Source organism: Phenylobacterium sp. (genome assembly GCF_036963605.1).
Lineage (GTDB): Bacteria > Pseudomonadota > Alphaproteobacteria > Caulobacterales > Caulobacteraceae > Phenylobacterium.
Map to the genome: position 1 here is coordinate 14,159 of NZ_JBALUY010000011.1, position 22,516 is coordinate 36,674.

A 22,516-nucleotide genomic window follows, 5' to 3' on the forward strand; every position below is an offset into this window, starting at 1 on the left:
GTCTAAATCTCGCCACGGATGACCTGGGCGAACTGCTCGGGGTCGACATTGCCGCCGGACAGGACGAGCGCGATGCTCGCCTTGCCGGCGATATCGATCTTGCCGGCCAGCAGGGCGGCCAGCGCTGCGACGCCGCCGGGCTCGACCACCAGCTTCAGCGTTGAGAAGGCGTAGCGCATGGCCTCGGTGATCTCGCGATCGCTGACCAGCGCCACGTTCGCGACGGTTTGTTGCATGACCGGGAAGGTCAGCTCGCCGGGCGCAGGCGATTCCAGCGAGTCGCACAGGGACCGGCCTGTGGGCTTGAAGGTCTGACGCGCGCCGGCCTGCAGGGACTTCAGCGTATCGTCGAAACCCTCGGGCTCGACGCCCACCATGGCGGTTTGCGGGCTCAAGGCCTTCACCGCGGTGGCGAGGCCCGCCAGAAGCCCGCCGCCGCTGATCGGGGCGGCCACCACGTCCAGGGTCGCGCCGGCGGCCCTGGCCTGGGCCACCAGCTCCAGGCCGACGGTTCCCTGGCCGGCGATGATGTGCGGGTCGTCGAAGGCCGGGACCACCACCGCCCCGCGCTCCTGGGCGATCTTGGCGGCGATGGCCTCGCGGCTGTCGGTCAGCCGGTCATAGAAGCGCACCTCCGCGCCATAACCCTTTGTGGCCGCGACCTTCACCGCCGGCGCGTCCTTGGGCATGACGATCAGGGCGGGGACGCCCAGCAGCCGGGCGGCCAGGGCGACGCCCTGCGCATGATTGCCCGAGGAGAAGGCCACCACGCCGCGGGCGCGTTCCTCCGGCCCCAGTTGGACCAGGCGGTTATAGGCCCCGCGGAACTTGAAGGCGCCAACCCGCTGCAGGGTCTCGGCCTTGAGCAGCACCCGCAGACCCATCCTCTCGTTCAGAGCCGGACTCTCGATCAGCGGCGTCTCGATGGCCAGGCCGCGGATCCGGCCAGCGGCCGCCTCAATGTCAGCCAGGGTCACACTCATTTCGCAAACACCATGTCGTCGTTGGCGAAGGCCTTGAATTCCAGCGCGTTGCCGGACGGATCGAGGAAGAACAGGGTCGCCTGCTCGCCGGCCTGGCCCTTGAAGCGGACCTGGGGGGCGATGATGAATTGTGTGCCCGCCGCCTGCAGTCGATCAGCCAGGTCCTGCCAGGCCTCCAAGGTCAGGATCACGCCGAAGTGGCGCACTGGGACCTGCTCGCCGTCCACGGCGCTGGTCTGGCGATGGCCGACTTCGTCGGGCGACAGATGGGCGACGATCTGGTGGCCGTAGAAGTCGAAATCGATCCAGTCGGGGCTGGAGCGGCCCTCGGCGCAGCCCAGCAGATCGCCGTAGAAGGCGCGGGCCTCGGCCAGATCGCGGACAGGGAAGGCGAGGTGGAAGCGGGGTCGGGTCATGGACATCTGAATAGCTTGCCATCAACCGACGCGCGACGGCTTTAACACCTGTCCGGCTGTGCTTATCTGTACGCGGCCCATAGCGATGGGTTTGGGGGCGAATCACGATGCGAAAGCTTGTTGCGACGGCCGGGGCGGTCGTCTGTCTGGCCTGGACCGGGGCGGCCCAGGCCGCCGACCTGCTGGTCGGGATCTATGGCCATGACGTGACCTTCATCGGCGAAGCGATCGGCTCAGGCGCCGCGGGCCGTGAGGACGGGGTCGACCTGCATATCGGCCTGCGCAGCGATCCCATCGAGGCTCTGTGGGGCGATCCCCAGGCCCATGCCTTTGTCTCGATCAACAGCGAGAACACCAGCAACTTCGTGGCCGCCGGCCTCTCCTGGCCGGTGGGAATCACTGAGCGGCTCTATGTCCGCCCGGGCCTGGGCCTGGCCTATACGGACGGGGAGGCGGGCCTGCCGCCGGTCAATGAGCCAGGGCTCACCCCTGATGAAGTCGCGCGGCGCCTGGAGCTCTACAACACCCGCATCGACTTCGGCTCCAAGCTGCTGTTCCAGCCGGAGCTGTCCCTCGGTTACGAATTCAACGAACGGTTCGCCGCCGAACTGTCCTGGGTCCACATCTCCAACGCGCAGATTTTCCACCAGGGCAAGAACCAGGGCCTTGACGAAGCCGGCGTGCGGCTGATTTACAGCTTCTGACCTGCCCCGCGCCGCGAGCGCGCACCCGGCGGGTTCCACAATCGATCACATCCTCTCGCCGAGCCCTGTCGAAGGGCGGGACGGATCCGCTCGGCAGGCGGAAGGATCGTATCTCAATGGCCAATGTGACGGTGATCGGCGCCCAGTGGGGCGACGAGGGCAAGGGCAAGGTCATCGACTGGTTGGCCAACCGGGCCGACGTGGTGGTGCGTTTCCAGGGCGGCAACAACGCCGGCCATACCATCGTGGTAGGGAACAAGACCTACAAGCTCTCCCTGCTGCCGTCGGGCGTCATCCAGGGCAAGCTGTCGATCATCGGCAATGGCGTCGTCGTGGATCCCTGGTCCCTGCTGGACGAGATCGCCCGCGCCCAGGGCCAGGGCCTGGATATCAATCCGGGCAACCTGATCCTGGCCGAGAACGCCACCCTGGTCCTGCCCCTGCACCGGGACCTGGACGGCGCCCGCGAAGCCCGCGCCGGGGCCGGCAAGATCGGCACCACCGGTCGCGGCATCGGCCCGGCCTATGAGGACAAGGTCGGTCGCCGCGCCATCCGCTTCGCCGACCTGGCCGACCGCGAGGCCCTGGAGGTGAAGATCGAGCGCCTGCTCGCCCACCATGGCGCCCTGCGGGCAGGCCTCGGCCTTCCCGAGGCGCGGCCTGAGGAAATTCTCGCCCAGCTCGAAGAGCTGGCGCCGCGCATCCTGCCCTTTGTGAAGCCGGCCTGGCGGGTGCTCGGCGACGCCATCAAGGAAGGCCAGAGGGTGCTGTTCGAGGGCGCCCAGGCGACCCTGCTGGATGTCGACCACGGCACCTATCCCTATGTGACCTCGTCCAACACCGTGGCCGGCCAGGCGGCGGCGGGCGCCGGCGTCGGCCCCACGGCGGGCGGCTATGTGCTCGGCATCGTCAAGGCCTACACAACCCGGGTAGGCGAGGGGCCCTTCCCCACCGAGCTGAACGACGAGACCGGCCGCCTGCTGGGCGAGCGCGGCCATGAATTCGGCACGGTCACCGGCCGGCCCCGCCGCTGCGGCTGGTTCGACGCCGTGCTGGTGCGCCAGTCCATCGCCGTCGGCGGCATCCAGGGCGCCGTCCTGACCAAGCTCGACATCCTCGATGGTTTCGAGACCCTGAAGGTCTGCGTCGGTTACCTCCTGCGCGGCGAAACGATCGACTATCTGCCGGCCGGCCTGCGGGACCAGGCGGCCATCGAGCCCATCTATGAGGAGATGGAGGGCTGGAGCGAGAGCACCCGCGGCGCCCGCTCCTGGAAGGACCTGCCGGCCAATGCGATCAAATATGTGCGGCGCATCGAGGAGCTGATCGGCGCTCCGGCGGTGCTGCTGTCCACCAGCCCCGATCGGGATGACATCATCATGATGCTGGACCCGTTCCAGGGTTAGGCGGAACCTCGGCCGTAAGCGGTTCTTTACGGCCTCATGCCACCTTCGCTCCATTCGTGGAGCGTACCCAAGTGTTCAAGGATGACGGAAAGCTGATCGAGCGCATGGCGCCCGCCCTACAGCGGGTGCTTGTGATCGATCCGTCGCCGCCGGGCGGTCGCATGCTGGCCGATCTCATGCGCAGCCTGACCCATTGCCAGGTCTGGATCGCGCCCTCGGCCGGCAAGGCCATGGAACTGCTGAAGGGGATCGATCCGCAGATCGTCTTCATCGAGCACGCCGAGCGGGGCGGTGTGGACGGCATCGAGTTCACCCGCAGACTGCGCCGCAGCGAAGCCGCCTGCCGTCAGGCGCCCGTGGTCATGATCCTGGCCCAGCCGACCGCCGCCGCCGTACTGGGGGCCCGGGACGCCGGCGTGCATGAATTCCTGCGCAAACCCTTCACCACCGGCGACCTGCTCAAGCGGCTGGAGGCGGTGACGTTGCGGCCCCGGGACTGGGTCGAGGCGGTGACCTATGTCGGCCCCGACCGTCGGCGGTTCAACTCCGGCGACTATACGGGTCCGCTGAAGCGCCGCTCCGATGCGCGGGCCACGCCGGAGAAGTCGCGGGTCACCCAGGCGATCAAGATTCTGAAGTCCGCCGCCGGCGCCCTGCAGAGCGACCCGGTCCAGGCCCTGCGGGCCATGAAGGCTCAGGGCGCGGACCTGCAGTCTGTGGCCGTGAAGACCGGTGACATCAAACTGGCCGGCGCCTCGGCCGAATTCCAGCGCTATCTGGCCACCGTCGTCGATCCTCGCCGGCTCGACCCGGCCCAGGTGGCGTTCCATGTGGCCGCCCTGTCGGCCTTCATGCCGTCCGAGAGTGCGACGGGCGCCAAGCGGGTCGCCTGAAACGAAAACGGCCGGCCCTGATCGGGCCAGCCGTCGACGTTGGTCGTGTCGAGTCGCCCAAGACCTGGAGTCTGGGGCCTGATTCAACGATCAGACGGTTCCGTCTGGTCGCGTCAGGCTTTAGGCGTTGACCAGGTTCCGGTCTTCGGCGGCCGCCTGCATGGTCTTCTGCAGCTTCTCGAAGGCGCGGACCTCGATCTGGCGAACCCGTTCGCGGCTGACCCCATACTGGCCGGCCAGCTCCTCGAGAGTCGTCGGATCATCCTTCAGGCGCCGCTCGGTCAGGATGTGGCGCTCGCGATCGGTCAGCTCGGCCATCGCCTCTTCCAGCAGGCCCATGCGGAGGCCGCGCTCTTCCTTGTCGGCGACCACGGTCTCCTGGCTCGGCGCATTGTCGTCGGCCAGCCAGTCCTGCCATTCGCTTTCGGAGTCCGAACGCAAGGGGGCGTTCAGCGAGGCGTCCGGACCCGACAGGCGCCGGTTCATGGAGATGACCTCCTCGTCCAGCACGCCCAGCTTGGTGGCGATCTGGTGGACCTGATCGGGATGCATGTCGCCTTCTTCGAAGGCGCTGATCTGGCTCTTGGCCTTGCGTAGGTTGAAGAACAGCTTCTTCTGCGCCGCCGTGGTCCCCATCTTCACCAGGGACCAGGACCGCAGGATGTATTCCTGGATCGAGGCGCGGATCCACCACATGGCGTAGGTGGCCAGTCGGAAGCCGCGGTCGGGGTCGAACTTCTTGACCGCCTGCATCAGGCCGACATTGCCCTCGGAGATCACTTCGCCGATCGGCAGGCCGTAGCCGCGATAGCCCATGGCGATCTTGGCCACGAGGCGCAGGTGGCTGGTGACGAGCTTGTGGGCGGCGTCGGAATCCTCATGCTCCTGCCAGCGCTTGGCGAGCATGAACTCGTCGTCCTTGGCCAGCATCGGAAATTTGCGGATCTCGCTGAGATACCGGCTCAGGCCGCCATCTGGCGACATGACGGAAAGCGTGTTCGCTGCAGCCATGATTATCCCCTTTTCCCTGCGGACCTTGAGGACCGTCGCGCAGACGCGCGCGGGTCGATCCGCCCCTCCAACCCTGCCAGATAGGTATTGGTTTCCTGGAGCGGAAGACCGCCGGGGAGGGCGATCCGTCAGGTCCACCGTGCGGACTGAATGTCCCACCTGTGTACTGGGGAATTATTACCCCCCGATCAGGGCGCAAGCAAGGCGATCGTGCCCGTAGGCTTCGGGGAAAAACTCAGAGCGCCGACAGCAAATCTTCAAGCTTGTCCATGTCGGCCGGCAGGGCGCTCTCGAAGCGCAGGGGCTCGCCGGTGATCGGATGGATGAAGCCCAGCACGGCGGCGTGCAGGGCCTGGCGGGTGAGGCCGGCCTCGACCATGGCCGCGCGCACCGGGCCGGCCGGACTGCCCGAGCCATAGATGGGGTCCCCCAGGCAGGGGGCGCCCTTGGAGGCCATGTGCACCCGGATCTGGTGAGTGCGTCCGGTCTCCAGCCGACACCGCACCCGGGCCGCGGTGGGGCGGTCAGAGGGGCCGAACAGGGCGGTGACCTCATAGTGGGTGATGGCCTCGCGTCCGCCGGTGCGCAGCACGGCCATCTTCTTGCGGTCGTGGGCCGAGCGGCCGAGGCGGGATTCTATCGTGCCCTTGCGGGGCTTGGGCGCCCCGCGGGTCAACGCCACATAGGCCCGGTCGATGTCGTGGGCGGCGAACAGGGCCGACAGGCCCTGGTGGGCGGCGTCGGTCTTGGCGCAGACCATGACGCCGGAGGTGTCCTTGTCGAGCCGGTGGACGATACCTGGCCGGGCCACGCCGCCAATGCCGGAGAGACTGGCGCCGCAATGATGCAAAAGGGCGTTGACCACCGTGCCGTCCGGCGTCCCCGGCGCCGGGTGCACCGCCATGCCGGCGGCCTTGTCGATGATGATCAGATGGCTGTCTTCGAACAGCACCGTGAGCGGCAGATCCTGGGGGACCGGCTCGGCGGAGACCACCGCCGGGACGAGGATCTCATAGGCGCCGGCCAGGGCCTTGGCCGACCCGTCGGTAGCCGCCGCCCCGCCCCGGGTGACGGCGCCCTCGGCCAGCAGGGTCTGGATGCGGGCCCGGGAAAGCTCAGGAACCAGGGCCGCCAGGGTCTTGTCCAGCCGTCCGCCGGCCGCTTCGGGGGCGACCTGCACGATCAACAGGTCGCCGTCCTCGTCCTCCCCGGCCGCCGGCGGACCTTCGGCGGAATCAGAGACCATGCTTGCCGGCTGCGCCCTCTTCCTGCCCGGTGATGGAGCCGTCCTTGAACAGGTATTCCCGCAGCTGGCCGTCGAACTGCTCGTCATTGCGGCGGATCCATTCCAGGACCATGGCGGCGTGCTCCATTTCCTCCTTGGCGTTGTGCAGGAGGATCTTCTTGAGCTCGGGGTCATCGCAATCGTCGGCCCGCTGCCGGTACCAGTCCACCGCCTCGAGCTCTTCCATCAGCGATGAGATCGCGTAGTGGAGCTGGAGAGTCTTGGGGCTAAGTTTCTCACGGGGGACGTGAAGGGTCTCGCTGGCCATGCATCATGCTCCTGTCGCAGAAGCGCCTTCTATTGCACGCTCAGAACGCCTGCGCGAGTTGGGGACCACTGGAATGAAGATCGATCGACGCCGGGCCTTGGCCCTTCTTGGATTTGGCGCCGCTGCGCCGCTCACCGCCCGCGCCCAGGGCGCCTATGCCGGCCCCGTCGCCTTCGAGCATGGCGTGGGATCGGGCGATCCGCTGGCCGACGCTGTCGTGCTGTGGACCCGGATCACGCCAAAGGAAGAGGGCGCCGGCCAGATCGCCTATGCGTGGCGGCTCAACCCCATCGACCGCCGCGCCGGAGGCGCCAAGTCGGGCCAGGGCTTCACCGGTCCTGATCGGGACTTCACGGTGAAGGTCGATGTCACCGGCCTCGACGCCGGGCGGGCCTACACCTTCGAATTCGAGGCCAATGGCGTGACCTCGCCCATGGGGCGCACCCGCACCCTGCCGGTGGGCGAGACCCGCGAGCTGGTCTTCGCCGTCGCCTCCTGCGCCCTCTATCCGTACGGCTATTTCAATGCCTACCAGGCCATCGCCGACCTGCCGAAGCTCGACGCGGTGATCCACCTGGGGGACTACATCTACGAGTATGGCGGCGACGGCTCCTACGGGATGAATTCGCCGGTGGCCGCTGAGCGCCGCCACGCGCCGGACCGGGAGATCGTCAGCCTGGCCGACTACCGCCAGCGTCACGCCCAGTACAAGGCCGATCCCCAGCTGCAGGCCGCCCATGCCCGGGCGCCATGGATCGTCTCCTGGGACGACCACGAAACCGCCAACAACAGCTGGATGGGCGGCGCGGAGAACCACAGCCCCGAGACCGAGGGCGACTGGAACACCCGCAAGGCCAATGCGCTGAAGGCCTATTTCGAATGGATGCCGATCCGCGACCCGGCGGCGGGCGGCAGCTTCGAGGCCATGAACCGCAGCTTCCAGTTCGGCGACCTGGCCAGCCTGATCATGCTGGAGACCCGCCTCACCGCCCGCGACGACCAGCTCGACTATGGTCGCGACCTGGCCGTGGTGGACGGCCAGCCGGACGTGGCGGGCTTCCGCGCCAAGATCAACGATCCGGCCCGCCGCATGATGAGCGAGGCCCAGGAAGCGTGGCTGGCCGACGAGCTGGTCGCCTCGGTGCGCAGCGGCCGCACCTGGCAGGTGCTGGGCAACCAGGTGGTGATGGCGCGGATGGATGTGCCGAGCCCGAGCAAGGTGCTGGGCGAAGAGGCCGTGGCCGCGGCCATCGCCGCCCAGCCCGAGGATATCGCCCGGCGCATCGAGCAGATGGAGCGCCTGGCCGCCATGGGCCTGCCCTATGGCCTGGACATGTGGGACGGCTACGCCGCGGCCCGTGAGCGCCTGTATGACGCCGTCGAGGCCGCCAAGGCCCACGCCATCGTCATTTCCGGCGACAGCCACGCCTTCTGGGCCAACGAGCTGCACGACGACGACGGCGCCCTGCGGGCCGTGGAGTTCGGCGCCACGGGCATCACCAGCCCCGGCGCGGGCGACAGCGTGAAGAGCCTGCCGGTGGGCGATCTCTACATGAAGGGCGCCAAGGAGATCATCTATAGCGACCACGACGCCAAGGGGTTCGTCCTGCTGACCCTGACCGCCGATGAGGCCCGCGGGGACCTGATGACGGTCTCTTCGATCTTTTCGAAGGACTACGAAACGGCGGTGCGCAAGGCGTTCACCGTCACGCCCACCGAGGCCGGCGTCACGCCGCTCAAAGCCGTCGAAGGCTGAGGATCAGGCGCGAGCGGCCCGGCTCAGTCGGGTCGCTCGACCAGCCGGCCGTCCTCCACCACCCGATAGAAGCACGACCGGAAGCCCACATGGCAGGCTCCGCCGTCGCCCTGGGGCAGCACCTTGATCCAGACGCAGTCCTGGTCGCAGTCGATGCGGGTTTCCACCACCTGCTGCACCTGTCCGCTGGTCTCGCCCTTGAGCCAGAGCTCGTTGCGCGAGCGGCTGAAATAATGGGCCTGGCCCGTGGACAGGGTCAGGGCCAGGGCCTGGGCGTTCATCCAGGCGAACATCAACACCTCGCCGGTCTCCGCATGGGTGGCGACGGCGGCGATCAAGCCGTTGGTGTCGAAACGCGGGGCGATCACCTCGCCGCGTTCCAGGGCGTGTTTGTCGGAAGCTGTGGGAAATTGGACGGACATGGGCAAACTATAGCCCTCCTCCTGACCCAAGGGGAGGCGTCTGGCGCAGCTTGCGTCCATCGTTGAGGGAGTTGACCTGTCCCATGAGCCTCAGCCGCCGCGCCCTATTGTCCGCCGCAGCCCTCGCGCTGCCGGCGCCCGCCTTCGCCGCCTGGCCCTTCGGGTTTGGCCGCCGTGCGACGCCAGCGCCGACGGACGGCCGCGCCAACTATGCCGGCCCGCCCCTTCGCCAGCAGTTCGGAGGCTGGCAGTTTGACCAGATCCGCACGGCCGTTTCCACCCGTCTGCAGCCGGTGATCCGCGACGGGCTTGAGGATCGCTTCTTCAAGGACCTGGCCGCCGCGACAGGGATCGAGACGGCGACGGCCGCCCTGGCCGAGTCCGGCGGGGCGGTCTGGACCCAGACCTGGACGCGGACCCCTGGCGCCCCGCCGCCGGCCCGGTTCGCCTGGGGCGGCCTTGTCCAAAGTTACACGGCCACCGCCATCCTACAGATGGTCGAGGCCGGCGACCTGGCCCTGGACGCCACGATTGATCGCTGGGCGCCGGACCTGCCCAATGCGCGTTGGATCACGGTGGAGGACCTGTTGGCGGAGACCAGCGGCCTGCCGGACGCCGATCTCGTCGCTGCAGCCGCCCTGCCGCCGGCGTTTGCGCCGGGCGCCGCCTGGGGCGCGTCAAGCGCCAATCACGCCCTCCTCTTGCAGATCATCGCGACGACCGACCAGACGACCTGGGCCGAGTCCTTGGCCAGGCGAATCGCCATGCGCCGGGAGTTGGGCGAGACCGACTTCGTCGGGGCCGGTCCTGGCGGGGTGTCGGCCTCGGCCCTGGACGTGGTGCGGTTCTGGCGTGACCTGCTGGGCGATCGCCTGCATGGGGCTGAGACGACCCAGCGGCGGTTCTACCGGCTCTATCCCATGGGGCCAGGCGGCGAACATCATGGGCTTGGCGTCATGGCCAGCGACCTGGCGGCCGGGCCGTCCGCGTCAGCGGACACCTGGCTCGGATATGTCAGCCGGTCCCCAGGGGCGCCGGCCATGGCAGCCTATTCCCTGGCGACCCGCGCCACCGTGGCCGTGGCGCTGACCGGCGAGGGCTCGCCCGAAACCCTGGCCCAGGGCCTGCTCGGCCTCTTGCGCCCCGCCTGAACCCGTCAAGGTGAACCTCAAGGACCAGATCAAGGCCAGGGTCATGGCCTTCGACGCCTGGGCGCGGCCCTGGGCGGCGCAGTCGCGGGGGCGGGCCTATGCCTATGAATTCCTGCTGTTCGGGCTGAAGCAGGCCTGGGCCTGCCTCTATGGCGGGGCGATGCTGGCCCTGCTGGTGGGCACTCACCTGCTGTGGCCCGATAACGCGGCCCTGGCGCGCTACGACTTCCTGGTGATCGCCGCCATCGCCCTGCAGGTCTTCCTGCTGGCCACCGGGCTGGAGCGTCCGCGCGAAGCGCTGGTCATCGCCATCTTCCATGTGGTCGGGACCGGCATGGAGCTGTTCAAGACCGCCCACGGCTCCTGGACCTATCCCGAAGCCAGTGTGCTGAGGCTTGGCGATGTGCCCCTGTTCTCGGGCTTCATGTACGCCTGCGTCGGCAGCTACATGGCCCGGATCATCCGGCTGTTTGACATCCGGTTCGAAGCCTATCCGCCGCGCTGGGCGCCCTGGCTGCTGGCGGGGCTGGCCTACGCCAACTTCTTCACCCACCACTATGTGGTCGATATCCGCTGGGGGCTGTTCGTCTTTTCAGCGGTGATCTTCGGCCGCACCTGGTTCCAGTTCACGCCCGATCTCGTCGTCCGGCGGATGCCCATGCTGCTGGGGGCCGTGCTGGTGGCCTTCTTCATCTGGATCGCCGAGAATCTCGGCACCTACGCCTCGGCCTGGGTCTATCCCGACCAGCAGGCCGGCTGGACCCCGGTGTCCCTGGCCAAGATGGGATCCTGGTACCTGCTGATGATGCTGAGCTTCGTCCTGGTGACCGTGGTTCATCCGCCGCGGTCGGCGGCCAAGACGGCGCCTGTGCAGGACGCCGCTCTGGCCTGAAGGCTCAGCTCTTGTTGACGAAGTCCAGGAAGCGCTGACGCAGGCTGGCGTCGCTCTTGAACACCCCGGTGAACTGGGTGGTGATGGTGCCCACATGCCGGTGGTGCACGCCGCGGGTGGTCATGCACTGGTGCTGGGCGTCGATCAGCACGGCCACGCCGGCCGGACGCAGGCTGTCGGTGATGGCGTCGGCGATCTGCTGGGTCATGGTCTCCTGGGTCTGGAGACGCTTGGCGAAGATCTCAACCACCCGGGCCAGCTTGGAGATGCCGACCACCCGGTTGGTGGGCATGTAGGCCACGAAGGCCTTGCCCAGGAAGGGCGCCATATGGTGCTCGCAGTGGCTCTCCACCTCGATCCCACGCAGCATGACGATGTCGTCATAGCCCTGCACGTCCTCGAAGGTCCGCGACAGCTCCTTGGCCGGATCGGCGCCATAGCCCTCGAACCATTCCGCATAGGCGTCCACCACCCGCTTGGGGGTGTCGATCACGCCTTCCCGGCGCGGGTCGTCGCCGGCCCAGGCGATCAGGGTGCGAACGGCGGCCATGGCCTCTTCGCGGGTCGGGCGGGCGACGGGGTCCAGGTCGGAGCCGACAGTGGTCCGTTCAGGCGTAATGGCGTCCATGGGCTTGCTGCGGGTCTTTCTGGTGCTGAGTTGCGCCGGAGCGAGGGCTCCGGAAATGACGCGTGCCACCGAGGTACGGCCGGGAAGCTTGAGCAGATGCGCCCCCTGTCTTCCCGCCCGGGCGATCTGTATATGGTTCCCTCAACCGAGCGGGCAACCGTTCCGCAGCGTCAGTATGGTCGATGTCCCTGAATCTCTATGACACCATGGCCCGCGAGAAGCGGCCCTTCGTCCCCGTCGATCCCAAGCGGGTGACGATGTATGTCTGCGGGCCGACGGTCTACAACTACGCCCATATCGGCAACGCCCGGCCGGTGGTGGTGTTCGACGTGCTGTTCCGCCTGCTGCGCCACACCTATGGCGCCGACGCCGTGCTCTACGCCGCCAACGTCACCGACGTGGACGACAAGATCAACGCCAAGGCCCAGGCCGAGGGCGTGGCGATCGACGTCATCACCCAGCGCTATCTCGACATCTACAACCGTGACATGGCGACCCTGGGGGCCCTGGCTCCCACCTTCCAGCCCCGCGCCACCCAGACCATGGACGCGATCATCGCGATGATCGCTCGCCTGGTGGACAAGGGCGCGGCCTATGCCGCCGAGGGCCATGTGCTGTTCAGCACGGAGGCCTATCCCGACTATGGCCAGCTGTCGGGGCGCAGCCTGGACGACATGATCGCCGGCGCCCGGGTCGATGTGGCGCCTTATAAGCGCAACGCCGCCGACTTCGTCCTCTGGAAGCCCTCCAAGCCCGGCGAGCCGGTGTGGGACAGCCCCTGGGGGCCGGGGCGTCCGGGCTGGCATATCGAGTGCTCGGCCATGATCGAGCAGGCGCTGGGCCTGCCCATCGACATCCACGGCGGCGGCAACGACCTGATCTTCCCCCACCATGAGAACGAGCTGGCCCAAGGGGTCTGCGCCGCCCACGGCTGCGAGTCCGGCCACGGAGCCGACTATGCCCGCTACTGGATGCACAACGGCTTCCTGAACTTCGGGTCGGAGAAGATGTCCAAGAGCCTGGGCAATGTGGTGCTGGTCCATGATCTGGTGGCGCAGACGCCCGGCGAGGCGGTCCGCTGGGCCCTGCTGGTCGGCCACTACCGCGCGCCCCAGGAATGGTCGGGCGAACTGCTGGAGCAGGCGCGCAAATCCCTGGACCGGCTCTACGGCGCCCTGCGCCGCTGCGCCGACGTGACCGCCAGCACCGATGCGCCGTCGCCCAGGTTCCTGGCGGCGCTGGAGGATGATCTCAACACCGCCCAGGCCATGGCCGAACTGTTTGCGCTCGCCTCGACCATCGAGACCGGAACCGACGATGCCCGCGCCCAGGCCAAGGGCGAGCTGCTGGCGTCCGGCGCCCTGATGGGTTTCCTGCAGGCCGATCCCGAGGCCTGGTTCCAGGGCGGGGCCGATCCCGAGCTCAGGGCCCGGGTCGAGGCCCTGATCGCTGAGCGGATCGCGGCGCGCACCGCCAAGGATTGGCCGCGGGCCGATGCTATCCGCGATGAACTCAACGCCCTCAATGTGGTTGTCATGGACTCCGCAGAGGGCGCCACCTGGCGGCTCAGGGAGCCGAGCTCTTCGGAGGATTGAGCCATGATGGGCATGAACCGCAACACCAACCCCTTGGCCGCCACCCAGCTGTCGCCGTCCTTCATGCCGGGCTTCGGGTTCGGCAAGCGCAAGGGCGGCGGGGGTGATGGCGTCAAAGGCCTGAAGCTCGAACACCGGATCGGGGTCCAGGCGCCGCCGCAGGCGATCTGGGACCTGATCGCCGACATCCGCGCCTGGCCGGAATGGAATCCGCTCTACACCCGCGCCGAGGGTGTCCTGTCCATCGGCGCGCCGCTGGAGCTGACGCTCGCCCTGCCGGACCAGCCGCCGCGGCATATCGAGCCGGTGGTCATCGACTGGGTGCCGCTGGAACAGCTCCACTGGCGCACCAGCGTCGCCGGCGGCTTCGGCGCGGCGATCCGCTATATCGAGATCGACCAGGTGGATGAGAACGCCTGCATCGTCTCCAACGGCGAACTCTTCCAGGGCCTGTTGGGGCCGGCCTCGGCCAAGCGCGTGCAGCGTCCGCTGAAGAAGGGCTTCGCCGCCATGGGCGAGGCGCTGAAGGCCAAGGCCGAAGCCGCATGGCGCCAGGGCCGCTGACTCCCTAGATCAAGCCCATGATCGATGATCTCTATTCGGCCAGGCTTCTGAAGCTGGCGGCCAACATGCCCCGGGCCGGCCGACTCGCCGCGCCGGACGGCACCTCGGAAAAGGTGGCCAAGCTCTGTGGCAGCCGGATCGTGGTTGACGTGATCCTGGAGGGCGATCGCGTCGCCGACTTCGCCCAGGACGTGAAGGCCTGCGCGCTCGGCCAGGCGGCGGCCGCCGTACTGGGAACCCATGTGGTCGGCGCCAGCCTGACCGAGATCGAGATGGCCCGGGACGCCTTCCGTGCTATGTTGAAGGACGGCGCAGATGCGCCGGTCGGACGTTTTTCGGATCTCTCCATGCTTGCGCCGGTGAAGGACTATCCCGCCCGCCACGCCTCCACGCTTCTGGCGTTCGAGGCGACGGTGGATGCTGTCCGCCAGGCCATGGCGCGAACTAGCCCCGCCGGCGCGGCTTGATTTGACCGCCCCCGCAACGTAATCGCTGCGAGTATTCGCAAGCCTGCGGCCGGCATGACCCCCTACGAATCCTGCGTCAGAGGCGCCCATCGCGCCTACAAGCTGACGCTTTCCCCTCTGATCGGACGCCAGTGTCGCTTCCTTCCGACCTGTTCGGATTATGCGGCTCAGGCCCTGGTCGATCACGGCCCCTGGCGCGGCTCATGGCTTGCGGCGCGGCGGCTGTGCCGATGCAACCCCTGGGGCGGTTCGGGCTATGATCCGCCGCCTCCGCCGCCGGGCCGCTCCGATGAGCCGCCGGCGCGCAAATGGACGTGTGACACATGATCGAGCTCGTATTTCCCGACGGTTCCAAGCGGTCCTTCGAGGCCGGCGTGACCGGACGCCAGATCGCCGCGGGGATCGCCAAGTCCTTGGAGAAGAAGGCCGTGCTGGTGAAGCTGGACGGCCAGCTGCTGGACCTTGAGCGGCCCCTGAACCACGGCGGCGCCTTCCAGATCCTCACGCGGGAGGACCCCGAGGTCCTGGAGACCATCCGCCACGACGCCGCCCACGTGCTGGCCGAGGCGGTGCAGGAGCTGTTCCCCGGCACCCAGGTGACCATCGGCCCGTCCATCGAGGACGGCTTCTATTACGACTTCGCCCGCGACGAGCCCTTCAGCCTGGACGACTTCGAAAAGATCGAAGCCAAGATGCGCGAGATCGTCGAGCGCGACGAGCCGATCCGCCGGGAGGTCTGGGACCGCAACCAGGCGCTGGAACACTTCCGCGGCATCGGCGAGGCCTACAAGGCCGAGATCATCGAAGACCTGCCGGAATCCGAGGAGATCAGCGTCTATTGGCAGGGCGGCTGGAAGGACCTGTGCCTGGGTCCGCACCTGCCGTCCACGCGCCATGTGGGCAAGGCCTTCAAGCTGACCAAGCTGGCCGGCGCCTACTGGCGGGGCGATCACCGCAACGCCCAGCTGCAGCGGATCTATGGCACGGCCTGGGCCACCGAGGCCGACCTGGAGGCCTATATCCAGCGGATCGAGGAAGCCGAGAAGCGCGACCACCGCAAGATCGGCAAGGCCATGGACCTCTTCCACATCCAGGAAGAAGGCAAGGGCATGGTCTTCTGGCACGCCAAGGGATGGACCCTCTATCGCGAAGTCGAGGCCTATATCCGCCGCCGCCTGACCAAGGACGGCTACGAAGAGGTCAAGACGCCCCAGATCCTGGATCGCTCCCTCTGGGAGGCCTCAGGCCACTGGGAGAAGTTCGGCGCTAACATGTTCGTCTGCGAGACGGAGGAGGGCGAGAGCCTGGCCGTCAAACCGATGAACTGTCCCGGCCATGTCCAGATCTTCAACGTCGGCCAGAAGTCCTATCGCGACCTGCCGCTGCGCATGGCCGAGTTCGGCGCTTGCCATCGCTATGAGCCCTCGGGCGCCCTGCACGGCATCATGCGGGTGCGCGGCTTCACCCAGGACGACGCCCACATCTTCTGCCGCGAGGATCAGGTCGAGGAGGAGACGAAGCGCTTCGTCCGCCTGCTGAACTCGGCCTATGCCGATTTCGGTGTCGAGCTGCATTCGGTGAAGCTGGCCCTGCGACCGGATCTGCGGGCCGGCACCGACGAGATCTGGGACATCGCCGAGCAGAAGCTCGAGCGCGCCGCGCGCCAGGCGGTGAACATGGGCGTCGAGCACCTGCCTGGCGAAGGCGCCTTCTATGGCCCCAAGCTCGAATTCCACCTGCGCGACGCCATCGGCCGCACCTGGCAGTGCGGCACGTTGCAGCTGGACTTCGTTCTGCCCGACCGGCTCGATGCTGAGTACGTGGCTGAGGACGGCTCCAAGCAGCGGCCGGTGATGCTGCACCGGGCGATCGCCGGCTCGATGGAACGCTTCATCGGCATGCTGATCGAAAACTATGCCGGCGCCTTCCCGCTCTGGCTGGCGCCCACCCAGGTGGTGGTGGCGACGATCACCTCCGACGCCGACGACTTCGCCCGGACGGCCGCGGCCAAGCTGAAGGCCGCGGGCCTGCGTGTCGAAACCGACCTGCGCAACGAGAAGATCAACTACAAGATCCGTGAGCACAGCCTGGCCAAGGCGCCGGTGATCGCCGTGGTCGGACGGCGTGAGGCGGAGGAGGGCAAGGTCGCCCTGCGGCGCCTCGGATCGCAGGGCCAGGAGATCCTCACGCTGGAGGAGGCCGTCTTGCGGCTTGCCTCCGAGGCGCTTCCGCCTGATGTTGAGCGGGAGGCTCGGGGCGAGGCGGATACCTGGGGGTCCGCCGAGGCCATGGAGGCTGGATGAACGATATCGGCGCATCGTTTGTGGCGGTCGAGACCGCCCCGACGCCGCATGGGATCGCCGAAGGTGCTCGCATCTCGGTGATCATGGTCGTGTACATGACAGGCGAGGCTCTCGAGCAGAGCCTCGCCTGCGTGCTCGACGATCGGCAGGTGGATGAATTCATCGTCGTGGACAACGGCTCGGACGCCCGGGAGGCGGCGATCCTGGACGCCTACGCCGAACGCTACCCACGGATGCGACTGGTGCGCGGCCAGGGCAATGTGGGCTTCGCCCGCGGCGCCAATCTGGGCGCGGCGCGGGCGGCCGGCGAGGTGCTGATCTTCCTCAATCCCGACGCCTTCCTGCAGCCGGGCGGGTCCCGGGCGCTGGCCAAGGCTGTGCTTGACGGCAAGGCGATGCGCCTGGTGGGCGGCCGGGTGCTGAACGCCGACCGCACCGAACAGCGCGGCGCCCGCCGGGGCGAGATCACGCCGATGGCGGCGCTGTTGTCCCTCAGCGGCCTCACCCGCCGGGCCTCGCTGCGTCGCTATGAGGTCCATTGGGAGAATGAGGCGGCGCCGGCCGGCCTCTGCCCTGTGCCGACCATTTCCGGCGCCTTCTTCGCCATGCGGCGGGCCGACTACGTCCGTGTGGGCGGCTTCGACGAGGGCTATTTCCTGCACGTCGAGGACATCGACCTCTGCTGGCGGGTGCGGGAAGCCGGCGGGGAGGTCATGTTCCACCCCAAGGCCGAGGTGATCCATCTGGGCCACACCAGCCGGGCCAGTCCCCTGCGGGTCGAGCTCTATAAGGGTCTGGGCCTGGCCCGCTATTTCCGTAAACGCGCCCATGGCCTGGGCGAGGCCGTGGCCGCCTGGCTGCTCTGGCCCCTGGTGGTCGGCGCCGCCGTGGCCCGGCCGCTGCTCTGGCGGCTGACCGGCCGGGCGATCTAACTAGACCTTCGGAAACCCGCCGGCGCGGCTGACCGAGGCCGCCGGCGGCTTGCCCAGCAGGCCCGCCATCCATCGGGCGGTCGCGATCAGGGCGTCCAGGTCATATCCGGTCTCGAAGCCGGCTCGCTCCAGCATGTAGACCAGGTCCTCGGTCCCGATATTGCCGGTGGCGTCGGGGGCGAACGGACAGCCGCCGAGCCCCCCGCAACTGGCGTCCAGTACGTCGACGCCCGCCTCGACCGCCGCGAAGGCGTTGGCCAGCCCCGTATTGCGGGTGTCGTGGAAATGCATCCTCAAGGTCGCGTCGGGCGCGGCCTTGCGGACCGCGGCGATCCGCTCGCGCACGGTCCAGGGGTCGGCGACGCCGATGGTGTCGGCCAGGGCGATCTCGGCCACGCCCAGCCGCGCGGCTTCGCTGGCCAGGGCCGTCACCTGCTCGAGGCTGACCTCGCCATCGAACGGGCAGCCGAAGGCCACCGACAGGGTCATCGAAAGCGCCGGTCCCCCCTCGGTCTTGCGGCGCTCGACGATGGCGGCCAGGGCGGCCATCTGCTCGGCGGTCGTGGCCCCCTGGTTGCGCACCCCGAAGCCGTCGGTGGCGCAGACCACCACATTGGCCTCGGCGCAGCCGGCCGCCACGGCCCGGTCCCAGCCGCGGGCGTTCAGAACCAGACCGATGGGCGAGAAGTCGTCCGCCTGCGGTGCGGCGGCCATGATCTCCTCGGCGCCGGCCATCTGGGGCACGCGGCGCGGATTGACGAAGGACACGGTCTCGATGCGCTGGGCGCCGGCGCGGCGCAGCCGGTCGATGAACTCGATCTTCTGCGGGACCTCCAGCAGGACCTTTTCGTTCTGCAGGCCATCGCGAGGCCCGACCTCGACGATCTGGATCTTGCGGCTCATGGGCGGCCCCCGATCACACGGCCCGCGGCTGGCGCAGGCCTGGGCTCGGCGTTCATATAGATGCGCAGATGGGTGCGATCGCCGTTGGAATAGTTGAGGCCGCGGACCTCGCGAACCTGACGGACCTGCAGCCCCCGGGCGTCCAGTTCGGCGCGGAAGGCGGCCTCTTCCGAGGCGTCGACCACAGCCGGGCGGAAGGCGCCGATGGCCTGGGCGGCCTGGGCGCCGTCTTCGAGAACGGTGGGCGTGCCCAGGGCGAAGACCAGGCTGGGCTCGGCATAGCCGGCCACGGCGACCGGGGCCGCGGCCATGCCCTGACGGGGCAGGAGGCGTTCGGATTCCATGATCTTCGCCACCCGGGCCGAGCTCCAGAGCGGGGCGAGGCCGGGGATCAGGCCGGCGGCCAGGGCCGCGTGCCCCAGGATGGCCAGCCCCATGGCCGCCACCACGGCCCCCTTCGGGGCCTGGTTGACCAGCATGAAGCCGCCGATAAGACCTGCCGCGGCGAGCAGGCCGCCGGCGGCTGCGGCGGCGGTGACGTCAGCGGTCCCGCCGAACTCGGAGACCAGATAGAAGCAGACGCCCGCCAGGATCAGGCCCGACACGGCGGCCAGGCCGGCTCCGGCCCAGCGGGCGAACGGGCCGACGCCCTCGCGCAGGGCCGCAGCCGCCAGCCAGGCCAGGGCGCCATAGGTCGGCAGGGTGTAGTGAACCAGCTTGGTGGGGGCGAGCTCGAAGACCAGCCAGGTGGGGATCAGCCAGCAGAGCGCGAACCGCACCCCGGGCTCCCGGCGCTTGACCCAGGCCAGGACCAGGGCGGCGGGGATCAACAAGGTCATGGGAAAGGCGAGGAAGCTCAGGCCCAGCAGGTGATAGCCGGGCGGGGCGCCGTGGCTTTCGTGGCTGCCGGCCAGCTTGGGCGCCATGTCGCTCATCAGGGCGGTGGTCCAGAAGCCGCCGTCGGTGGCCACGGTGACCGCCCAGGCCCAGGGGCCCACCAGACCCACCAGCAGGATCGGTCCCCAGCTGAGGCCCAGGCCCTTCAGCCAGTCGATCCTGCGATCCCAGGCGATCAGGGAGAGGCTGGTCAGGGTCACCACCATCAGCCCCACCGGCCCCTTGACCAGCAGGGCGCCCGACAGACCGAGCCAGAAGAGCAGCCGCGTGCGCCAACTGACCGGCGGCCCGCCGCGCGCCGCGCCATAGATCCGGGCCAGGGCCGCCATCATCAGGACGACAGAGCCGCAGAGCACCGCGTCGGTCTTGGCGATGAAGGCCTCGGTGGAGAGCAGCAGGGTCGAGCCCAGCATGGCCCCGGCCATCAGGCCCGCGGGCGCCCCGAAAAAGGCCGCCGCCCCCCAGGCGCAGGCCGCCGCCGCCAGCATGGCCCCCAGCAGCGAGGGCAGGCGATAGGCCCAGATCTCCCGGTCCTCTACGGCCGAGACCATGGAGACGCTGGCGGCCTGCAGCCAGTGGATGCCCACCGGCTTCTTGAACCGTGGCTCATCCTGGAAACGGATCACCACCAGGTCGCCGGTCTCCAGCATTTGCGCCGTCGCCTGGGCGAATCGCGCCTCGTCCCGGTCCAGAGGCGGCATGGCGAACACGCCCGGTAATCCGGCCGCCAGGGCCAGCAGGGCCGCAAACAGGGGGCCTCGCCAACCTTGGCTCGCCCATTGGAGACTGGACTGGAATGTCATGGCGCCGGTGATAGCACGATCCTTTCGCTCGCCATCTTTTCGGCTATGGAGAAGCATGACCCCCAGTCCTGACATTTCCGTGGTCGTCCCGGTCTTTGACGAAGAGGGCGCAGCACCCGCCCTGGCCCGCGAGATCGCCGTCGCCTTCGAGGGCCGCAATGTCGAGATCATCTTCGTCGATGACGCCAGCCGCGACGGCACCCGCGCCAGCCTGCAGGCGCTGAAGGCCGAGCTGCCGCAGCTGCGCGTGCTCAGTCACCGGAGCAATTCCGGCCAGAGCCGCGCCATCCGTTCCGGGGTCCTGGCGGCGCGCGCGCCGGTGATCGTCACCCTTGATGGGGACGGCCAGAACGACCCCGCCGACGGCCCGGCTCTGGTGGACGCCCTGAACGCCGGCGGGCCAGACCTTGCCCTGGTTGGAGGCGAGCGGGTCAGGCGCCAGGACAGCCGCGCCAAGAAGCTCGCCTCCCGGCTCGGCAATGGGGTGCGCAAGCGCCTGCTGGGGGATACGGCCAATGACACCGGCTGCGGCCTGAAGGCCTTCCGGCGGGAAGCCTTCCTGCGGCTCCCCTATTTCGACCACCTCCATCGCTACATCCCGGCCCTGATGCTGCGGGAAGGCTATGAGGTGACCTTCCGCCCGGTGGGGCATCGCCATCGCCAGACGGGGGCGTCGAAATACACCAATCTCGGCCGGCTCTGGGCCTCGGCCTGGGACCTCCTCGGCGTCATGTGGCTGCAGGCGCGATCGCGTCGACCGCAAGGGGTGGACGAAGTCTAGGCTAAGGCTTCCCGCAGAAGGGGCCAGAGCTTCCCGCGCCTCGGCGGCTAGGGTTAAGGTTGGTTCGGCCCTGGGCGACCTTGGCCTGAGGGGGAGATCCAATGCGCATGTTCGCCGCGTTTCCGCTGCTGGCCCTGCCGGTGCTGGTCTACAACCTCGTGGCGCTGACGCTGACTGGCGGCTTTTCGGCGGTCGACGCTCACGCGCGGATGGCCGAGGCCCTGTTCACCATCCGCATGGCGTCCAACATCGACTGGTCGGTCAGCCTGGGGGATCTGCTGTTGGCCGCCGCCCTGGTGGTGCTGTTTATCGAGCTTCTGAAGTCCACCACCAGCCGCCGGGTGGCGATCATCAATCACGCCCTGTCGATGATCCTGTTCATCATCTGCCTGATCCAGTTCCTGCTGGCCCCGGCCTTCGCCACCTCGACCTATTTCCTGATCACGGTGATGGTGCTGCTGGACGTGCTGGCGGGCTTCATCGTGACCATCGTCGCGGCGCGCCGGGACATCGACTTCTCCGGCGGCGACGCCTGAAGCCGAAGGCTGCGCTCAGGTCAGGGCCGTGAAGATCAGGGCCACGAGGGTGATGTCGAAAACGCGGGTGGCCAGGGCCAGCATGGGACGCACCGTGGAAGACGCACATAGGGTCATCTTCGGTTAAGCAAGACCGGCGCCAGTTCGGAGATACGCCTTGGCTTTGTTTTTCGACGCCCAGTGGTTCGACACCCGCCTGGCCGAGCGGGGCCTCAGCCGGCGGGTGCTGGCCGCCGCCGCCGGCATGAGCGAGGCCGACCTGGCGCTGGCCTACAAGGATCAGCGCGAACTTTCCGCCGACGAGGTGGGCGTCTTCGCAGAGGTTCTGGGGGTGAGCGCCGCCGAAATCGCCCGACAGGCCGGGGTCTCCACGCCGCTTCCAGGTGCGGGGCCGGAGGCGCGGATCGCCGCCCTGGAGCGCAAGGTCGCCGCTCTGGAGGCCGATCTTGCCCGGCTGCTCGGCAGGAACGGGCAGGGCTAGCGCCCGCGGGTCGGGGTGTCGCCCTAGATGTCGGTGCGGGTCAGGCCGCCCTTGCGGGCCCGTCGGTCGGCCTGGCCGGAAAACTCGGTCTGGTTATAGGCGTTGCGGGCGGCGTTCAGGGTCGGCGGTCCCCCACGCAGGCCCCGCCGCTGTTCGTTCGCCCCCATGACATGAGCGGTGAAGGTGGCCGGGCCGCCGCTGGTGATCGGCGGCGGCGGGGCCGCGGGCAAGGTCTGGGAAACCGGGACCGGCAGGTTCGGATGCTCTTCCTCAGCCCCGCCCTGCGCCTCATGCGTCCGCGGCCGCACGCGACGAAGGCGCGCGATCTTCCGGAGAGGGTCGATTGGCAGGGTCAAGGGCGGGCTCCTTCGGCCTGAACCCGGCAAGCCTGAACCAGCTTTCTTAATGAAGGCGGAAGCCGGCTCAAATCCCGGCGCAT

25 protein-coding genes are annotated in these 22,516 nt (G+C 68.5%); 15 read left to right on the forward strand and 10 right to left on the reverse strand.

Annotation, left to right across the window (positions count from 1 at the left end):
- Positions 1-2 precede the first annotated feature (2 nt).
- The gene (locus V7702_RS03685; protein WP_335648795.1) at positions 3-983 is read right to left on the reverse strand and encodes a threonine ammonia-lyase; all 981 of its coding nucleotides are present in this window, start codon (positions 981-983) and stop codon (positions 3-5) included.
- Positions 980-1,399, reverse strand: coding sequence for a VOC family protein (locus tag V7702_RS03690; protein WP_335648796.1), 420 nt, complete (start codon positions 1,397-1,399; stop codon positions 980-982). The genes V7702_RS03685 and V7702_RS03690 overlap by 4 nt, the downstream gene beginning before the upstream one ends.
- 107 nt (positions 1,400-1,506) lie before the next feature.
- Here V7702_RS03690 and V7702_RS03695 point away from each other — a divergent pair, with 107 nt between their 5' ends.
- From V7702_RS03695 to V7702_RS03705, 3 genes are all read left to right on the forward strand, one after another.
- Positions 1,507-2,103: an acyloxyacyl hydrolase gene (locus V7702_RS03695; RefSeq protein ID WP_335648797.1), complete on the forward strand. Its 597-nt coding sequence runs from the start codon at positions 1,507-1,509 to the stop codon at positions 2,101-2,103.
- A 116-nt stretch (positions 2,104-2,219) separates the two neighbouring features.
- The gene (locus V7702_RS03700; RefSeq protein ID WP_442958391.1) at positions 2,220-3,509 is read left to right on the forward strand and encodes an adenylosuccinate synthase; all 1,290 of its coding nucleotides are present in this window, start codon (positions 2,220-2,222) and stop codon (positions 3,507-3,509) included.
- 71 nt (positions 3,510-3,580) lie between these two features.
- Complete coding sequence (locus V7702_RS03705; RefSeq protein WP_335648798.1) at positions 3,581-4,402, forward strand: response regulator; 822 nt, start codon at positions 3,581-3,583, stop codon at positions 4,400-4,402.
- 120 nt (positions 4,403-4,522) lie between these two features.
- Here V7702_RS03705 and rpoH read toward each other — a convergent pair whose 3' ends face one another.
- From rpoH to V7702_RS03720, 3 genes are all read right to left on the reverse strand, one after another.
- On the reverse strand, positions 4,523-5,413 hold the full coding sequence (gene rpoH, locus V7702_RS03710; protein ID WP_335648799.1) for an RNA polymerase sigma factor RpoH: 891 nt from the start codon (positions 5,411-5,413) through the stop codon (positions 4,523-4,525).
- A 235-nt stretch (positions 5,414-5,648) separates the two neighbouring features.
- A complete protein-coding gene (locus V7702_RS03715; protein WP_335648800.1) occupies positions 5,649-6,659 on the reverse strand; it encodes an RluA family pseudouridine synthase in 1,011 nt (336 codons plus the stop codon).
- A complete protein-coding gene (locus V7702_RS03720; RefSeq protein ID WP_300574521.1) occupies positions 6,649-6,966 on the reverse strand; it encodes a ferritin family protein in 318 nt (105 codons plus the stop codon). Before V7702_RS03720 ends, V7702_RS03715 begins: the two co-directional genes overlap by 11 nt.
- Before the next feature lie 73 nt (positions 6,967-7,039).
- On the opposite strand from V7702_RS03720, the gene V7702_RS03725 reads away from it, so the two are divergent.
- Positions 7,040-8,722 carry an alkaline phosphatase D family protein gene (locus tag V7702_RS03725; RefSeq protein ID WP_335648801.1) on the forward strand — a complete coding sequence of 561 codons (1,683 nt, stop codon included), beginning with the start codon at positions 7,040-7,042 and terminating at the stop codon, positions 8,720-8,722.
- A 23-nt stretch (positions 8,723-8,745) separates the two neighbouring features.
- Here V7702_RS03725 and hisI read toward each other — a convergent pair whose 3' ends face one another.
- Complete coding sequence (gene hisI / locus V7702_RS03730; RefSeq protein WP_335648802.1) at positions 8,746-9,144, reverse strand: phosphoribosyl-AMP cyclohydrolase; 399 nt, start codon at positions 9,142-9,144, stop codon at positions 8,746-8,748.
- An 83-nt stretch (positions 9,145-9,227) separates the two neighbouring features.
- Here hisI and V7702_RS03735 point away from each other — a divergent pair, with 83 nt between their 5' ends.
- Together V7702_RS03735 and V7702_RS03740 are read left to right on the forward strand one after the other, a co-directional pair.
- Entirely contained in the window at positions 9,228-10,295 is a 1,068-nt protein-coding gene (locus V7702_RS03735) for a serine hydrolase domain-containing protein (RefSeq protein WP_335648803.1), read from the forward strand.
- A 10-nt stretch (positions 10,296-10,305) separates the two neighbouring features.
- On the forward strand, positions 10,306-11,187 hold the full coding sequence (locus tag V7702_RS03740; RefSeq protein WP_335648804.1) for a DUF817 domain-containing protein: 882 nt from the start codon (positions 10,306-10,308) through the stop codon (positions 11,185-11,187).
- A gap of 4 nt (positions 11,188-11,191) precedes the next feature.
- On the opposite strand, the gene folE is transcribed toward V7702_RS03740, so the two are convergent.
- Positions 11,192-11,815, reverse strand: coding sequence for a GTP cyclohydrolase I FolE (folE, locus tag V7702_RS03745; RefSeq protein ID WP_335648805.1), 624 nt, complete (start codon positions 11,813-11,815; stop codon positions 11,192-11,194).
- Positions 11,816-11,997: 182 nt separating this feature from the next.
- Here folE and cysS point away from each other — a divergent pair, with 182 nt between their 5' ends.
- The 6 genes from cysS to V7702_RS03775 are packed head-to-tail and all read left to right on the forward strand — an operon-like array spanning position 11,998 to position 17,676.
- Positions 11,998-13,410, forward strand: coding sequence for a cysteine--tRNA ligase (gene cysS / locus V7702_RS03750; RefSeq protein WP_335648806.1), 1,413 nt, complete (start codon positions 11,998-12,000; stop codon positions 13,408-13,410).
- Between the two features lie 3 nt (positions 13,411-13,413).
- Positions 13,414-13,974 carry an SRPBCC domain-containing protein gene (locus tag V7702_RS03755; protein ID WP_335648807.1) on the forward strand — a complete coding sequence of 187 codons (561 nt, stop codon included), beginning with the start codon at positions 13,414-13,416 and terminating at the stop codon, positions 13,972-13,974.
- Between the two features lie 17 nt (positions 13,975-13,991).
- Complete coding sequence (locus V7702_RS03760; protein ID WP_335648808.1) at positions 13,992-14,441, forward strand: iron-sulfur cluster assembly scaffold protein; 450 nt, start codon at positions 13,992-13,994, stop codon at positions 14,439-14,441.
- A 54-nt stretch (positions 14,442-14,495) separates the two neighbouring features.
- Positions 14,496-14,768, forward strand: coding sequence for a membrane protein insertion efficiency factor YidD (yidD, locus tag V7702_RS03765; protein ID WP_300574513.1), 273 nt, complete (start codon positions 14,496-14,498; stop codon positions 14,766-14,768).
- Positions 14,765-16,744: a threonine--tRNA ligase gene (thrS, locus tag V7702_RS03770; RefSeq protein ID WP_335648809.1), complete on the forward strand. Its 1,980-nt coding sequence runs from the start codon at positions 14,765-14,767 to the stop codon at positions 16,742-16,744. The genes yidD and thrS overlap by 4 nt, the downstream gene beginning before the upstream one ends.
- Positions 16,741-17,676, forward strand: a complete 936-nt coding sequence (locus V7702_RS03775) for a glycosyltransferase family 2 protein (RefSeq protein ID WP_335648810.1) — start codon at positions 16,741-16,743, stop codon at positions 17,674-17,676. The genes thrS and V7702_RS03775 overlap by 4 nt, the downstream gene beginning before the upstream one ends.
- On the opposite strand, the gene V7702_RS03780 is transcribed toward V7702_RS03775, so the two are convergent.
- Entirely contained in the window at positions 17,677-18,579 is a 903-nt protein-coding gene (locus V7702_RS03780; RefSeq protein ID WP_335648811.1) for a hydroxymethylglutaryl-CoA lyase, read from the reverse strand.
- Complete coding sequence (locus V7702_RS03785; RefSeq protein WP_335648812.1) at positions 18,576-20,279, reverse strand: ArnT family glycosyltransferase; 1,704 nt, start codon at positions 20,277-20,279, stop codon at positions 18,576-18,578. The genes V7702_RS03780 and V7702_RS03785 overlap by 4 nt, the downstream gene beginning before the upstream one ends.
- 55 nt (positions 20,280-20,334) lie before the next feature.
- On the opposite strand from V7702_RS03785, the gene V7702_RS03790 reads away from it, so the two are divergent.
- From V7702_RS03790 to V7702_RS03800, 3 genes are all read left to right on the forward strand, one after another.
- The gene (locus tag V7702_RS03790; RefSeq protein ID WP_335648813.1) at positions 20,335-21,060 is read left to right on the forward strand and encodes a glycosyltransferase family 2 protein; all 726 of its coding nucleotides are present in this window, start codon (positions 20,335-20,337) and stop codon (positions 21,058-21,060) included.
- Between the two features lie 107 nt (positions 21,061-21,167).
- Positions 21,168-21,596 carry a hypothetical protein gene (locus tag V7702_RS03795; protein ID WP_335648815.1) on the forward strand — a complete coding sequence of 143 codons (429 nt, stop codon included), beginning with the start codon at positions 21,168-21,170 and terminating at the stop codon, positions 21,594-21,596.
- A gap of 157 nt (positions 21,597-21,753) precedes the next feature.
- Entirely contained in the window at positions 21,754-22,077 is a 324-nt protein-coding gene (locus tag V7702_RS03800; RefSeq protein ID WP_335648816.1) for a DNA-binding protein, read from the forward strand.
- 23 nt (positions 22,078-22,100) lie between these two features.
- On the opposite strand, the gene V7702_RS03805 is transcribed toward V7702_RS03800, so the two are convergent.
- Entirely contained in the window at positions 22,101-22,433 is a 333-nt protein-coding gene (locus V7702_RS03805; RefSeq protein WP_335648817.1) for a hypothetical protein, read from the reverse strand.
- Between the last annotated feature and the right edge of the window lie 83 nt (positions 22,434-22,516).